Below are 14,179 nucleotides of genomic sequence, written 5' to 3' on the forward strand. Positions count from 1 at the left end.
AGCGGGTCGGGTCACGGAACCATGACGGCTCGCGGAGCCAGCACCCGGCGCAGGAACACCTTCTGGTGTTCGGTGACGCGATCATGGTGTGCCGCACCGGGGTAGACGTCGAAGTGGTCACACGGGTAGTGATGCACGGTGGCGCGGGCCCGGGTGGCGGCCGACGTCGCGGCTCCCGGGGGCGCGCTACGGTCACCATCGGCGATCTGCATCAATACCGGACACGCGATGCGGACGGCGCCGGCACCCGGCCGATACATCCCGATCCGCAGGAGCACCCGCGCCGAGATGGCATTGCGCCAGGTGGGCCCGGCGATCGCCTGCATACCGTCCACCGCGCCGGGGGCGCACAGTGCGGCGGGCTCACCGGGGTGTCCGACGATCGGCGCGAGTACTGCTGGTCGGTGGCGTAGTGCGGCCAGTTGGTCGGCGAGCCCGATCCGTAACAGCCGCATGACGTGGCCGGGTCCGTGCGCCCCGAGCATCGTCCGCACCGCCGCAGCACCGTCCACTGCGGGTGTCAGGCTGATGACGCCGGCGATCCGGTGATCCTCGGCCGCGACCCGCAACACGTGTCCGCCGGACAGCGAGACACCCCACACCACGATCCGGTCCGGGTCCACCCCGGACAGTGACCTGGCGTGGCCGACGGCAAGATGGTAGTCCTGGATCTGCCGTTGCAGGTGCACGAGTTGCCTTGGCTCACCGGAGGATCCGGCGAAGTGGCGATAGTCGAAGGCGATCACGTCGGCGCCCGCGGCCACCAGGGCCGCCGCGAAGCCGTCGAGACCGCAGTCCCGGGTGGCGCCGACGCCGTGCGCCATCACGACGCACGGACGCCCGTGGGTATCGGTCAGGTCATCGCTGTCGGCGCGGTGGTGCTCGGCCGCCAGGTGTCCGCCGTCGGGTGTGTCGATGCGGATCTGCCGTGCGGTGCTCATCGGGAACTCCGATCGATCGTCGAGGTCGGTTCGCCGTATATCGCGTTGACCCAGATGTGCTCCAGGGCCGCGTGGACCGACTCGGCGCTCGCCAGCCCGGTGCCGCGCAGATGGCGTTCCAGCGTCAGCGCATTCAGCGATATCAGTGAGTGGGCCAGTTCGCGCGACGGGATCGGTGCCGTGGATCGGTGCTCGTCGATATAGCCGGCGACGAAATCTTCGTAGCGCCGTAGCCATGCTTCCCAGATCTCGCGCGTCTCCGGATCGGCATCGCGGGCGTCGAGCATCGCGAGGAATTGCCGGCGCTGGGTCACCCACGATTGCACAGCCAGGTGCAGTGATTCCGACAGATTGACCCGTGGGTCTCCAGGCCTGCTGATGACCCTGCTGGCCTCGTCGATCTGGGTATCGAAGATCTCGCCCAGTAGATGGGTCACCGCTTCGTTCTTACTGCTGAAATAGAAGTAGAACGCAGAACGCGCCAAACCGGCCTCCTCGGCCACCGCGGCGACCGAGATATCGGCCAACGATTGGTGTTCCAAGTGCTCGGCCAGCACCGCCAACAGTCGATGGCGCCGATGCTCGCCACGTGGTTGAGGCCTGCCGGGATTGCGCCGGCGGGTGGCCTTGGCCGCGTCAGCTGGCACGGGGGGAGGCCGCGGGTGCCCGACCGGTGAGTATCACCGGTCCGTATTTGGCTGCCCGCCGCGCCCCGGCGGGCAGCTCCCGGGTGCGCATATTGCGTTCGTAGTCGAAGTAGTCCACCTGCTGGGTGTGCCGGGGCTTGTCGGAGAAGTGGCCGATGTACTTGCGCTCGTCGGCGGCGATGGTCTTGTGCATCTCGGCGATGGACGGCGGCCGATACGTCCCGGCCAGATAGGCCGACGCGAGCCGGGCCTGGCATTCGACGAAGGGGAACAACGTGGGCAGTGCCTGGGCGAAGCCGACGAAGATCAGATCATCGAGGCCCGGCTTGAGCATGCGCTTGTACAGGGGCAGATGGTTGTTCGGAGCGCTGAGGAAGTCCGGGTCGAAGAACGGGAAGGTGATGTTGTACCCGGTGGCGTAGATCAGCACGTCGGCCTGCACCGACGTCCCATCGACGAAGTGCACCGTGTCACCGTCGAGTCGTTCGATGTTGACCTTGGCGGTCGCGTCACCGGCGCCCAGCCGCATGAGCAACTCGGCGGACTGCGTCGGGTGGGCCTCCAGGAAGTGATGATTCGGCGTGGGCAAGCCGTAGTTTTCGGGATTGCCGAACAACCAGCGGGCCACCGGACGCATGGCGCGACGTTGCCAGGACAGCGGAATCACCGGCAGCGTGCGTGCGATCTTGTCGGCGGTCATGCCGAAGATGTACTTCGGTACCACCCAGGCGCCCGATCGCGTCGACAGGTACACCGTGTTCTGCCACGACTTCTGGGAAAGCTCGGAGACCAGATCGGCCGCCGAGTTGCCGATCCCCACGACCACGATGCGCTTGCCCTTCAGGTCGAGCGGCTCGGTGGGGTCGATATAGGCGTGGGAGTGGATGATCTCGCCGGTGAACTCCCCGGGGAAATCCGGGAAACGCGGGTCCCAGTGATGACCGTTGGCGACCACGAGCGCGTCGTAGGTGCCGCTTCTCCCGTCGCTGGTGTCGATGCGCCACCCGCCGCCGGGAAAGCGGTGGGCCCGGGTGACCGAGGTGTTGAACTGGATGTGCTCGCGCAGACCGAATGCATCGGTGTAGTCGTCGAGATAGTCCTTGATCTGGGAGTGGTGCGGATAGTCGGGCAGGCTCGGGTCCATCGGAAAATCCTTGAAGCACAGTAGATCCCGAGAGGTGTCGATGTGCAGGGAGCGGTACGCGCTGGAGTGCCCGTTGGGGTTGCGAAACGCCCAGTTTCCCCCCACTCGGTCAGAGGATTCGAAGCAGTCGTAGCCGACACCGGCGTCAGCGAGGTTCTTCGCGGTGGTCAGACCGCTGATGCCGGCGCCGATGATGGCCGTACGGGGTGTGTTCTGCATTGCACTCCTGATCCGATGTGGCTTGGCTCACGCTCGGTCACCGACGCTAGCTTCAAAAACTGACAAGAGTCAACATTTGGTGCGCGAAATCTAGCGAAAAGTCGAAAATTGCGGGAGGGTGCGGAGCCGGCGCGTTCGACCCCGTGTCGAGGCCATCCGCTGCGCACCCGGCCGATCGGTCGGGTGCGCAGCAGCCGGGCCCGGGTCGACGATGGCGCCGAATAGTTTTTTCCTTGAGTAGGTTTGGCGCACGCGGCAGCGGTGATCCGATCCGCTCGACCGGCACTTCGGGCATAACCTTGTCGTGGATGACCGCGGCGGACTATCTTTTAATCCACATTAAAACTTCTGCAAGGTGGTGTGCTTTGTCGCGTCGAATTCAAGTGATCTGTGCATGGTGCGGTCCGGCCACGGTGATCGTCGCCTTCATCGGCTGGCTGATCGCCGGCGTACTACCGATTCCGTTGGGATCGTCGAGCACCACCGAGGAAGTGGTGAGCTTCTATGCCAATGACACCCGGGTGTTGTTCGGTCTGGTGATCGCGCAGCTGGGCGTATGTCTGGTCTTTCCGCTGATCGCGCTGATCGGCTATCGGATGTTGCGCATGGAGGGGCGCCATCCGATCCTGGCGCTGATCCAATTGGTGACCGGGGCGGCCACCGGGGTTCTACTCTTGCTGCCGATGCTGTTGATGGCGGTCATCGCCTTCCGGCCCGACCGTAATCCGGAGATCACCGTGACGCTCAACGACATCTGCTGGTTGTTGTTCATCACCCCGATTGCTCCGTTCATCATCCAGAACATCGCCATCGGCACCGCGATTCTCCGGGATCGGAACCGCACCCTGCCGCGTTGGGTCGGATACACGAACTTCTGGATCGCCGCATCATTCCTGCCGGACCCCCTGGCATTTTTCTTCCACGGCGGGCCGTTCTCCTGGCGCGGCATCTTCATCTTCTGGCTTGCGTTGACGTCGTACAGCATCTTCTTGATCGTGATGGGCGTCGTCTTGCGCGCCGCGGCGTTGCGCGAGGACGCCGCCGGAGAAGCTCCGGTCGAGTCCGCTCCGGGGGAGGCGATCCCGAGCTGATATCGGACATGGTCGAAGAAGAATTGAAGTTTTCATCGAAAAATCGAACTGGTCTATCTGCGGCCGACACTCGAGCGCCCGCTATCGACGGCCCGGCACGTCTACCGGTCTGTACAGGGTAAATGCCGCACTGCGGCTGCGGTTTGGCGAAACCATAGGTTGACTTATGGTGACCCAAGTGTGACGATGGCCTCACCTTCAGGTCCGGTCCGGACAACGTTTTGAATCAAACATAAATTAAGGAGAACGATGGGGTTCGCCAGCTCTGACGAAGTTGTCAAGTACATCGGCGGGATCTTCGACGAGGCCTTCGCCGACCCGGAGATCGGTCCGAAACTGGTCGACACCGGGCTCGTCGTGGCTTTCGACTTCACCGATCCCGACGCGGTCGTCGTGATCGACATGGCCAACAAGGCGGTGCGTTCGGGTGTCGACGGGGGAGCCGAGCCCATGGCGACCATGTCGATGACAGCCGAAACCGGCAATGCCTACTGGCAGGGGAAGGTGAACCTGCCGTTGGCCATGGCGAAGAAGAAGATCAAGGTCGAGGGCAATGTCGCCAGCCTCCTCAAACTGGCGCCGTTGGGTAAGAAGCTCTACGGCCCGTATGTCGAACGGCTCAAGGCCGACGGCCGCGAAGACCTGCTGGCCTGACCGATGTTCCCCGGAGTTCACGCCAGGACCGATCCCGACAAGCCAGCGGTGATCATGGCCGAGACCGGCCAGACGCTCACCTATCACGAGCTGGATCAGCGCTCCGCAGCGATCGCCGCAGCCCTTCGCGACCTCGGACTGCGGCGCGGAGATGTGATCGCGCTGCTGTCCGACAATGTCCTGGAGGCATTTGAGATCTACTGGGCGGCAATACGATCAGGTCTGTACATCACCGCGGTCAACTGGCATCTGGCCGCCGACGAGGCCGCCTACATAGTCAACGACTGCGGTGCGCGGGTGTTGTTCGCCTCGGCCGGTGTCGGTGAGCTGGCTCGCGAGATCGTCTCGGCCACCCCCGGGGTCGATCACCGATTCGGCTTCGGCGGCGATATCGACGGACACCGCAACTACATCGAACTGATCGAGCCCGGCCGGAACGGGCTGGCCGATCAGCCTCGCGGGGCGGAGATGCTGTACTCCTCCGGCACGACCGGCCGCCCGAAAGGTGTGAAGCCGGTGCTGCTGGATCTGCAGGTCGACCAGCCGGGAGAACCGCTCGTGGGTATGCTCGCCCACGGCTTCGGCTTGACTGCCGACGACCGCTATCTGTCTCCCGCGCCCATTTACCATGCCGCACCGTTGAAATGGTGTGGCGGGATCCATGCGCTCGGCGGCACGGTGGTGCTCATGGAGAGGTTCGACGCCGTCAAGGCGCTGGCGGCCGTCGAGCAGTACCGCATCACCGCCACCCAGATGGTGCCGACGATGTTCATCCGGATGCTCCAACTGCCATCCGAGGAGCGCGACCGTTTCGATGTGTCGTCGCTGCGGGTGGCGGTCCACGCCGCCGCGCCATGCCCGCCGGACGTCAAGCAGGCCATGATCGAATGGTGGGGGCCGAAACTAGTGGAGTACTACGGCGCCACCGAGGGGCATGGGGTGACGGTGGCGACGTCCCAGCAATGGGTCGACAAGCACGGCACGGTGGGTCGCGCAGCGCTGGGCACCCTGCACATCTGTGACGACGAAGGCACCGAGTTGGCGCCTGGACAGATCGGCACCGTGTATTTCGAACGCGAGCTGGCGCCCTTCGAGTACCACAACGACCCGGAGAAGACGGCTGCAGCGCGACACCCGCAGCACCACAACTGGTCCACCGTGGGCGATATGGGCTACGTCGACGAGGACGGCTTTCTGTTCCTGACCGACCGCAAGGCTTTCATGATCATCTCCGGTGGGGTGAACATCTATCCCCAGGAGATCGAGAACGTGTTGGCGCTGCATCCCAAGGTGGGCGATGTCGCCGTGATCGGCGTCCCGGATACCGAGATGGGTGAACAGGTCAAGGCCGTTGTCCAGCTGCGCGATCCGGACCAAGCGGGTGACGACCTTGCGGCCGAGCTGATCGACTATGTCCGCGATCGGATCGCACATTACAAGGCCCCCAAGACCGTCGACTTCGTCGATGAGCTGCCCCGGCTGGCAACCGGCAAGCTGGCCAAGCGCAAACTTCTCGACCAGTACCTGGAGGTCCGGCAATGAGTGCGCCCACTGCGACCGCGCGTGACTTCGACCCGGTGAGCATCTCGTCGCTGGATTTCTGGGCGACCACGGCGCAGGAACGGGAGAAGTCGTTCCAGATCCTGCGCGACGAACGGCCGCTGAGCTGGCACCGCCCGATCGAGGGCGGCCTGATGGAGGCCGAGATCGACGGGCTGTGGGCGGTGACCCGCAACGAGGACATCGCCTATGTCAGCAAGAATCCGGCACTGTTCTGTTCCGGTCAGGGCGTGATGATCGAAGCCGTCCCCGAAGACCTCCTGGACGCAGCTCAGTCCTTTCTGGCAATGGACGGTGCTGCGCACTCCACGTTGCGTCGCTTGATCAGTTCGGTGTTCACGCCGCGGCAAGTGGCCAAGATTCGGGATCAGGTGCGCCTGCAAGCCGCCACGATCGTCACCGATCTGTTGGCCACCGACAGCGGTGACTTCGTGGAGCAGGTCTCCAAACGCCTACCGATGTGGACCATCTACGAGATGGTGGGTTTGCCCGAGGAGTTCCGCGACGAGGCCGCCCACCACGCCGATGGCATGGTGTCGTGGGCAGACCCCGATGTCGCCGCCGGCCGAGAGCCCGGTGAGGTGCTCAACGAGTCGCTGGTGGGGCTGTTGTCCATGGGGCTGGAACTTGCCGAGCGCAGGCGAATCGAGCCGACCTCGGATCTGATGTCGCTACTGGTGCAGGCCGAGGTCGATGGTCGCAGGCTCACCGACGAGGAACTCGGAGCCTTCTTCGTCCTGCTCTCGGTCGCCGGGAACGACACCACCCGCAACACGGTCACCCTGGCCACCATGGCGCTGCAGGAGTTCCCCGAGCAACGTGCCTTGTTGCAGAACGATTTCGACACCCATATCGCCCGTGGAATCGAAGAGTTCGTCCGCTGGGCGACCCCGGTGATGACCTTTCGGCGGACGGCGACCCAGGACACCGAACTCTGCGGGCACGAGGTCAAGCAGGGCGACTGGGTGCTGTTGATCTACTCGTCGGGGAACCGCGATCCCCGCGCATTCGTGGATCCGCACCGCTTCGACATCACCCGTGAGCCCAACGCACACGTGGGATTCGGTGGCGGTGGCCCACACTTCTGCATGGGCGCGTTCTTGGCCAAGATGCAGCTGGAATCGCTGTTCCGGGAGTTGATCTTCCGTGCACCGAACCTGCGGGTCGGTCAACCGGAGTATCTCACCGGCAACTTTGTACACGCCGTCAAATCCCTTTCCTACAGCCTGGATTGATCAGAGGAACACATGTCCGAATTCAGCGGTAAACATTTCGTCGTGACCGGCGCCGCGTCGGGGATCGGCCACGAGGTCGCCGAGCAACTGCTCGCGGCCGGCGCCTCGGTGACCAGCCTGGACCGCAATCGGCCGACCGCGGCCGTCACCCGCCACATCGAGGTCGACCTGGCCAACCCGCGCAGTATCGACGCGGCGCTCGAATCGCTGGACGGACCGTACGACGGACTGATGAATGTGGCAGGTATTCCCGGCACCGCCCCGGCCGATACCGTGCTTGCGGTCAACAGTCTTGCCGTACGCCACCTGACCGAGGCGTTCTTCGAGCGACTGGTGCCCGGTGGTGCGGTCACCGTGGTGTCCTCGACGGCGGGCTTCGGCTGGCCCGAACGCCTCGATGCCATCCGGGATCTGTTGGCCACCGAGACCTTCGAAGAAGGAGCCGCGTGGTTCAAGGCTCACCCGCAGCAGGGCAACGCCTACAACTTCTCCAAAGAAGTCACCACGGTCTACGCACAGTCGATGGGTTTGGCGCTGGCGCAAATGGGATTGCGCATCAATGCGGTGTTGCCGGGCCCGGTCGAAACACCCATCCTCGCCGACTTCGAAGAGTCGATGGGCAAGGACACCCTCGACGGGGTGAAGGACCTGCTGGGGCGCCACGCTCAGCCTGCCGACGTCGCCGCTGTCGTGTGCTTCCTGGCCTCTGACGCGGCACGGTGGGTCAATGGCCAGGCCCTGGCAGCCGACGGCGGTATCAGCGGCGCGGTGGCCACCGGTGTCGTCCCGAAGCCCGAGATCTGAGTCTGCGCCATGACATCGATGTCTCCGACGACACCCTCGACGACGATCGGGGAACCGGTATCCGAGAACGGCGGCGGTGAACGCGCCCAGTTGCACCGGGTCTTCCGCACCGGACGGACCCGCGGGCTGGGGTGGCGGCTGGACCAGTTGGCCGCGATCGAGACGCTGTGTGACGAGCAGGAGCCGGCGATCGCCGCGGCGCTCGCCGCGGATCTCGGACGACCGCCGGTGGAAGCCTGGCTGGGCGATATCGCCTCGACCAAGGGCGAGGCGGTGTACGCCCGCAAGCACCTCAAGAAGTGGATGCGCCGGCAACGCCAACCGCTGCCGTTGGCGCAACGACCCGGACGTGGCTGGGTGCAGTACGACCCGCTGGGCAGCGTGCTGGTGATCGGACCGTGGAACTATCCGTTCTACCTGAGCATGGGTCCGCTCGTCGCCGCGGTTGCCGCGGGCAACTGCGCACTTCTCAAGCCTTCCGAACTGGCGCCGGCCACGTCTGCCCTGCTCGCCGACCTGGTGCCGAAGTATCTCGACAGCCAGGCGGTGCGGGTCGTCGAGGGCGACGGTGCAACCACGCAGCGGCTTATCGCACAGGGCTATGACCACGTGCTGTTCACCGGCGGCACCGAGATAGGTCGCAAGATCATGGCCGCGGCCGCCCCGACGCTGACCCCGGTGACACTGGAGTTGGGCGGCAAGAGCCCGGTGATCGTCACCTCGGATGCAGATCTCGACGTCACCGCCCGGCGCATCGCGTGGGTGAAATTGATGAACTCCGGGCAGACCTGTATCGCGCCGGACTATGTCCTTGCCGAGCGTTCGGTGGTGGACACCCTGACCGCCAAGATCGTCGAGAACATGGCGGTGTTCCGGGCGCAGGAGACCTCGACGGGTCAGCGCATCGTCAATCGTCGTCAGTTCGACCGGTTGCGTGGGCTGGTCGAATCCACCTCCGGCACGATCGTCACCGGTGGCGGGTGCGTCGAGGCCGAACTGCGTATCGAACCCACCGTCATCCGTGATCCCGCGCCGGACGATGCGGTGATGGCCGACGAGATCTTCGGTCCGATTCTGCCCGTTCTGGGAATCGAGAACACCGCGGCAGCAATCGAATTCATCAACGCGCGGCCAAAGCCGCTGGCCTTGTACGTATTCACCGGATCGAACCGGCTCGGCGAGGACCTGATCGACGCGATTCCCTCGGGTGGCGCGGTGATCAACCATGTGGCCATGCACTGCCTGGTACCGCAACTGCCGTTCGGCGGCGTGGGGGCCAGCGGAATCGGCCAGTACCACGGGCGTTGGGGATTCGAGGCGCTCAGTCATCGCAGGGCGGTGTTGGCCAAGAGCGCCAAACCCGACCTGGCGCTCACCTACCCGCCCTATACCGATCGCGCGATCAAGATCATGAGGAGGTTGTTCTGATGGGAGTACGGGTCGACGGCTCCAGGTGTTCGGGCATCGGGATGTGTGAGATGACCGCGCCGGACGTCTTCGAAATCGGCGACGACGGGCAGGCGCATGTGATCGGGGATCCGGATGGGAACCGGGAGCTGACCGCAGAGGCCATCTCCAATTGCCCCACCAGCGCGCTGTCGTTCGACGACTAGCCCGGCGCGGCACCATCTTCAGCGATCGAGTACCCGAGGAGAATCGATGACCTTCGTCATCACCCAGAACTGCTGCACCGATGCCAGCTGTGTTCCGGTCTGTCCGGCCGACTGCATCCGCCCGGCACCGGACACCGCCGGGACCGCAGCGCCGATGCTCTACATCGATCCCGCCAGTTGCGTGGATTGCGGTGCGTGTGTGGCGGTCTGCCCGGTCGGCGCGATCTATCACGAAGATGACCTGCCGGAGTCCCAACTGCGATTCAAGACCATCAATGCCGACTACTTCGCCGGCACGCCGCTGGACATCCGGGCCACACCCGCACGGTGGTCACCGACACCGGTCGGCCGCGATGCATTACGGGTGGCGGTCGTCGGTGCCGGTCCCGCGGCGTGCTACGCGGTGGCCGACCTGACCCGCAGCCCCGGCGTGCGCGTCGACGTCTTCGATCGTCTGCCCACCCCCTATGGGCTGGTCCGCTTCGGCGTGGCCCCCGATCACCAGCACACCAAGGACATCACCTCGGTGTTCGACACCGCGCTGTCCGGGCCAAGCGTGCAGTGCTATTTCAACGTCGGTGTGGGTACCGATGTCACCCACGAACAGCTGACGGCGTCCTATGACGCGGTGATCTATGCGACCGGCGCCACCCGCAGTCGCGAGCTCGGCATTCCCGGCGAGCGGCTACCCGGCAGCGTTGCCGCCGCCGATTTCGTCAACTGGTACAACGGCCATCCCGATCACGCCGAGGCGACGTTCCCGCTGGACTCGGAGCGGGCGGTGATCATCGGCAACGGCAATGTCGCGCTGGACGTCGCACGGATCCTCGTCCTGGACGAGGCAACGCTGCGCGCGACCGATATTGCCGAGCATGCGCTGAACGAGCTGCGCCGCAGCGCGGTTCGCGAGGTCGTGATCCTGGCTCGCCGTGGTGCCGGGGCGGGCGCGTTCTCGGTCGGCGAGCTGATGGCGCTCGGTTCCCTGCCCGATGTCGACATCGTCGTCGAGGGCGCCCTCGGTGAGCGGCCGGACGATCACGAGGGGGCGCTGAAGTTCGATATCGTCGGCGAGTACGCCACGCGTCCGACCGTCGCCGGTCGTCGCCGCCGCATCGTGCTCCGGTTCGGGGCCCGACCGTTGCAGGTGAGCGGAACCGAGCGGGTCGAGGCGTTGGTCATCGAGGACGGCGATGAGACCAGCACGATCGAGACGTCGATGGTGTTGCGTGCCATCGGGTATCGATCGGCACCGGTGCCCGGCCTGCCGTCCGACCCGGACACCGGGGTGGTGTCCAACCACGCGGGACGGGTGACCTCCGACGGTGCGCCCGTGCCGGGGCTGTATGTCACCGGCTGGATCAAGCGCGGCCCGCGTGGTGTCATCGGGACCAATCGACTGTGCGCTCGGGAGACGGTGGAAAGCCTGTTGGCCGATGCCGCCGCCGGACGGCTGCCGACGCCGACGGCGCAGCCGGAGGCGATCCGCGCCCGCCTCGGCGAGCAGGGGGTTCCGGTCGTCGACTGGTCGGGTTGGCGTCTGATCGACGATGCCGAACGGGCGCAGGGATCGGTCGCCGATCGGCCACGGGTCAAGGTCGTCGACCGCGCCGCGCTGCTCACCGCGGCCGGCGTGGCCGGTTAGCCGGCCACCACCGGTGCATACGTCTGACCTTGCCGGCCTGCTCGCGCTCCTGCCGACCGGCCGCGGGCCCGTCATCGCGCTCGGTGACGGGGTGGGCGCCCTCGGCTGTCTTGCCGAGAACACCGAAACGATCGGTACGGTACTGAGCGACTACGCGGCGAACACCGGCGGTGTGACCCTCGTCCTCGGGTGGAGCCCTGTTGTTCCGCAGGATGTTTCGGCAGGCGCCTTCGCGCGGATCGTGACGCTGATGCCGGGCTGGGGCGTCCGCGGTCTACTGCCACACCCCGCCACCTGTGCCATCCCGACCAGTCTTGCCGCGATTCCGGGACTGTTGACCGGGCCGCTACGTCCCGATGTCCTGATCACCCGAATGACCCACCGCGGTGATGCCGTGCACTTCTGCACCGAGGTGTCATGGCAGCAGGCGCTGGTCGATGCCGGTGTGCCGGTATGGGCGGTGCTCGACGATGCCGCACCGGCGGCCAGCGCCGAATCCGGGCTGCCACTGGATGCGGTGTCGGTGGTGGGCCGGGCCGGTGACACGCCGGCATGTGTGACCCCGCGGGCGCCCGAGCCGTTACACGAGGAACTGGCCGACCGGGTCCTGGCGCTGATCCCCGAGGGAGCCCGGGTGCAGTACGGTCCCGGACAGTTGGGCACCGCACTGCTGCAACGCGGTCGCACGCCCATGGCGGTCGACACCGGGCTGTTGACCGATGCGGTGATCGACCTGGAGCGCCGTGGGCTGCTCATCGGCGAACCGTCGGCGACGTATCTGTTCGGTGACCGAGCCCTCTATGACTGGGCCGATGGACGGCCCATCCTGCGTGGTATCGGGCACAGCCACGACATCACCAGATTGTCCCGTGGCCGACCCTTTTTCGCGGTCAACACCGCCATCGAGATCGATCCGTTCGGTCAGGTCAACGTCGAGGGTGTCGGCGACAAGATCGTCGGTGGCATCGGGGGACACCCCGACTACTGCGCAGCCGCGCGGTTGCATCCGCACGGGCTGTCGATCATCGCGGTCGGCTCCGGGTTCGGCGGACGCTGCACCTTGGTGGACACGCTGAGCAGGCCCGCGTCGACACCGGCCCATGACATCGAGGTGATCGTCACCGAGGCCGGGCATGTGGATCTGCGTACCGCGGACTGGGGGCAGCGACGTGCCTTGATCGAGAAACTCTTCGACCGGTCGCGCTGACCGTCGGTGCCGCCCACACAGACCACGGCACCCCCGCCCCGACAACGGTGTCGGAGCGGGGGTGCCGGTGCAGTCGGGGAGTCGGACGAACTCAGTGTCCGACCGGACAGCGCGCCTCGGCATGCATGGTCTTCACCGCGGCGGCGAAGTTGCTGACCAGCATGTCGGGTTCACCGAACCGCAACTCGGGCAGACGATGCAAGATCTGGTCCAGCATGTGCTTGAGCTGCATCTTGGCCAGGAATGCGCCGAGGCAGTAGTGCGGGCCGCCGCCACCGAAGGCGACGTGCTGATTGGGCTTGCGGCTGATGTCGAAGGTCCAGGGGTCGGGGAACTCGTTCTCGTCGCGGTTGCCCGACGAGTAGATCATCACCACCCAGTCGCCCTTGCGGATCTGGCGTCCGCCGAGCACCGTGTCCTGGGTCGCGGTGCGCCGGAAGGTCATCACCGGCGTCACCCAGCGCAGCACCTCATCGATTGCGGCGTCGATCCTGCCGTCGAAGTCCTCGAGCAGATACGCCGTCTGGTCCGGGTTGTCGACGAAGGCCTTCACGCCGAGTGACAGCGTGGTCCGGGTCGTGTCGTTGCCCGCAAAGGACATCAGCACGAACATCGAGGCGAGTTCGTCGTCGTCGAGCTCATGACCATCGACGGTCGAGGTCACCAGGTTCGACCAGATATCGTCGCGAGGGCAGGACCTCGTCATCTCGGCGAATTCCAGTCCGATGCTGAGGTTGCCGACCAGAGCGTCGTTGAGGACTTCGGCAGACGACCGGCCTGCAGCGATGTCGGGGTCGTTCCAGCCGGCGAGCTCATCGGCGAAGTGCGCTGCTTCATCCCGCTTCTCCACCGGGAGGCCGGCCATCTCGTAGATCGTGTTCATCGGCATCTGCTTGGCGACATTCTCGACCCAGTCGCCGGAACCTTTGGCAAGGAATTCGTCGACGATCGTCGCCGCCCTGTCGCGGATCTGGTCTTCGATGCGCTTTACCTGGCGAGGCGTGAACGAGCCACTCATCAGCCTGCGATAGGTGAGGTGGCGTTGACCATCCATCGCCAGGAACGACGATGCCGCCTCGAGAAACTCGTCGGGCACATCTTCGAGTTGAATACCGCCGCCGGAGCAGAATATCTCGGGATGTGTGCTGACTTCGCGGATCAGCTCATGGGAGGTCACCGCCCAGAAGCCGGTGATCTCCGACGGGGCGAGATCACTCTCGACGGGCCGCTGCCAGCTCACCGGGGCCCGGCGGCGTAATTCTGCGAATGCGACATCGCGCTCGCGGGCCGATTGCGCCCAGAACGATTTGGGGGAGATGTCGACGGGGTCGTACTCGCGATCCGTGGCATTGTCTGGATCTCGATCGTCTTGCGCTGGTGCCGAATCCACCGGGCTGCTGGTCATCGGGCGCTCCTCGGGTG

13 protein-coding genes are annotated in these 14,179 nt (G+C 65.5%); 9 read left to right on the forward strand and 4 right to left on the reverse strand.

Annotation, left to right across the window (positions count from 1 at the left end):
• Nucleotides 1-11: 11 nt before the first annotated feature.
• The 3 genes from IC40_RS0121010 to IC40_RS0121020 are packed head-to-tail and all read right to left on the reverse strand — an operon-like array spanning nt 12 to nt 2,951.
• Nucleotides 12-941: an alpha/beta hydrolase gene (locus IC40_RS0121010; RefSeq protein ID WP_030136649.1), complete on the reverse strand. Its 930-nt coding sequence runs from the start codon at nt 939-941 to the stop codon at nt 12-14.
• Nucleotides 938-1,588 carry a TetR/AcrR family transcriptional regulator gene (locus IC40_RS0121015; protein ID WP_036470517.1) on the reverse strand — a complete coding sequence of 217 codons (651 nt, stop codon included), beginning with the start codon at nt 1,586-1,588 and terminating at the stop codon, nt 938-940. Before IC40_RS0121015 ends, IC40_RS0121010 begins: the two co-directional genes overlap by 4 nt.
• Nucleotides 1,578-2,951 carry a flavin-containing monooxygenase gene (locus IC40_RS0121020; protein ID WP_030136651.1) on the reverse strand — a complete coding sequence of 458 codons (1,374 nt, stop codon included), beginning with the start codon at nt 2,949-2,951 and terminating at the stop codon, nt 1,578-1,580. Before IC40_RS0121020 ends, IC40_RS0121015 begins: the two co-directional genes overlap by 11 nt.
• 308 nt (nt 2,952-3,259) lie before the next feature.
• On the opposite strand from IC40_RS0121020, the gene IC40_RS0121025 reads away from it, so the two are divergent.
• From IC40_RS0121025 to IC40_RS0121065, 9 genes are all read left to right on the forward strand, one after another.
• On the forward strand, nt 3,260-4,042 hold the full coding sequence (locus IC40_RS0121025; RefSeq protein ID WP_234411604.1) for a hypothetical protein: 783 nt from the start codon (nt 3,260-3,262) through the stop codon (nt 4,040-4,042).
• A gap of 249 nt (nt 4,043-4,291) precedes the next feature.
• Nucleotides 4,292-4,696, forward strand: a complete 405-nt coding sequence (locus tag IC40_RS0121030; protein ID WP_019509865.1) for an SCP2 sterol-binding domain-containing protein — start codon at nt 4,292-4,294, stop codon at nt 4,694-4,696.
• A 3-nt stretch (nt 4,697-4,699) separates the two neighbouring features.
• Nucleotides 4,700-6,238, forward strand: coding sequence for an acyl-CoA synthetase (locus IC40_RS0121035; RefSeq protein WP_030136653.1), 1,539 nt, complete (start codon nt 4,700-4,702; stop codon nt 6,236-6,238).
• On the forward strand, nt 6,235-7,491 hold the full coding sequence (locus tag IC40_RS0121040; protein WP_030136654.1) for a cytochrome P450: 1,257 nt from the start codon (nt 6,235-6,237) through the stop codon (nt 7,489-7,491). The genes IC40_RS0121035 and IC40_RS0121040 overlap by 4 nt, the downstream gene beginning before the upstream one ends.
• A gap of 12 nt (nt 7,492-7,503) precedes the next feature.
• Nucleotides 7,504-8,295: a coniferyl-alcohol dehydrogenase gene (locus IC40_RS0121045; RefSeq protein ID WP_030136655.1), complete on the forward strand. Its 792-nt coding sequence runs from the start codon at nt 7,504-7,506 to the stop codon at nt 8,293-8,295.
• A gap of 9 nt (nt 8,296-8,304) precedes the next feature.
• Nucleotides 8,305-9,723 (forward strand): aldehyde dehydrogenase family protein, encoded by a 1,419-nt coding sequence (locus IC40_RS0121050; RefSeq protein WP_234411603.1) that lies wholly within the window; start codon nt 8,305-8,307, stop codon nt 9,721-9,723.
• Complete coding sequence (locus IC40_RS0121055) at nt 9,723-9,908, forward strand: ferredoxin (protein WP_019509870.1); 186 nt, start codon at nt 9,723-9,725, stop codon at nt 9,906-9,908. The genes IC40_RS0121050 and IC40_RS0121055 overlap by 1 nt, the downstream gene beginning before the upstream one ends.
• Nucleotides 9,909-9,954: 46 nt before the next feature.
• Complete coding sequence (locus tag IC40_RS0121060; RefSeq protein ID WP_030136657.1) at nt 9,955-11,550, forward strand: FAD-dependent oxidoreductase; 1,596 nt, start codon at nt 9,955-9,957, stop codon at nt 11,548-11,550.
• A 13-nt stretch (nt 11,551-11,563) separates the two neighbouring features.
• Complete coding sequence (locus tag IC40_RS0121065; RefSeq protein ID WP_042509748.1) at nt 11,564-12,757, forward strand: acetyl-CoA hydrolase/transferase C-terminal domain-containing protein; 1,194 nt, start codon at nt 11,564-11,566, stop codon at nt 12,755-12,757.
• A 91-nt stretch (nt 12,758-12,848) separates the two neighbouring features.
• Here IC40_RS0121065 and IC40_RS0121070 read toward each other — a convergent pair whose 3' ends face one another.
• A complete protein-coding gene (locus IC40_RS0121070) occupies nt 12,849-14,162 on the reverse strand; it encodes a cytochrome P450 (protein ID WP_030136659.1) in 1,314 nt (437 codons plus the stop codon).
• Nucleotides 14,163-14,179: the final 17 nt, after the last annotated feature.

Origin of the sequence: Mycolicibacterium neoaurum ATCC 25795, assembly GCF_000691525.1 — a bacterium.
GTDB lineage: Bacteria > Actinomycetota > Actinomycetes > Mycobacteriales > Mycobacteriaceae > Mycobacterium > Mycobacterium neoaurum.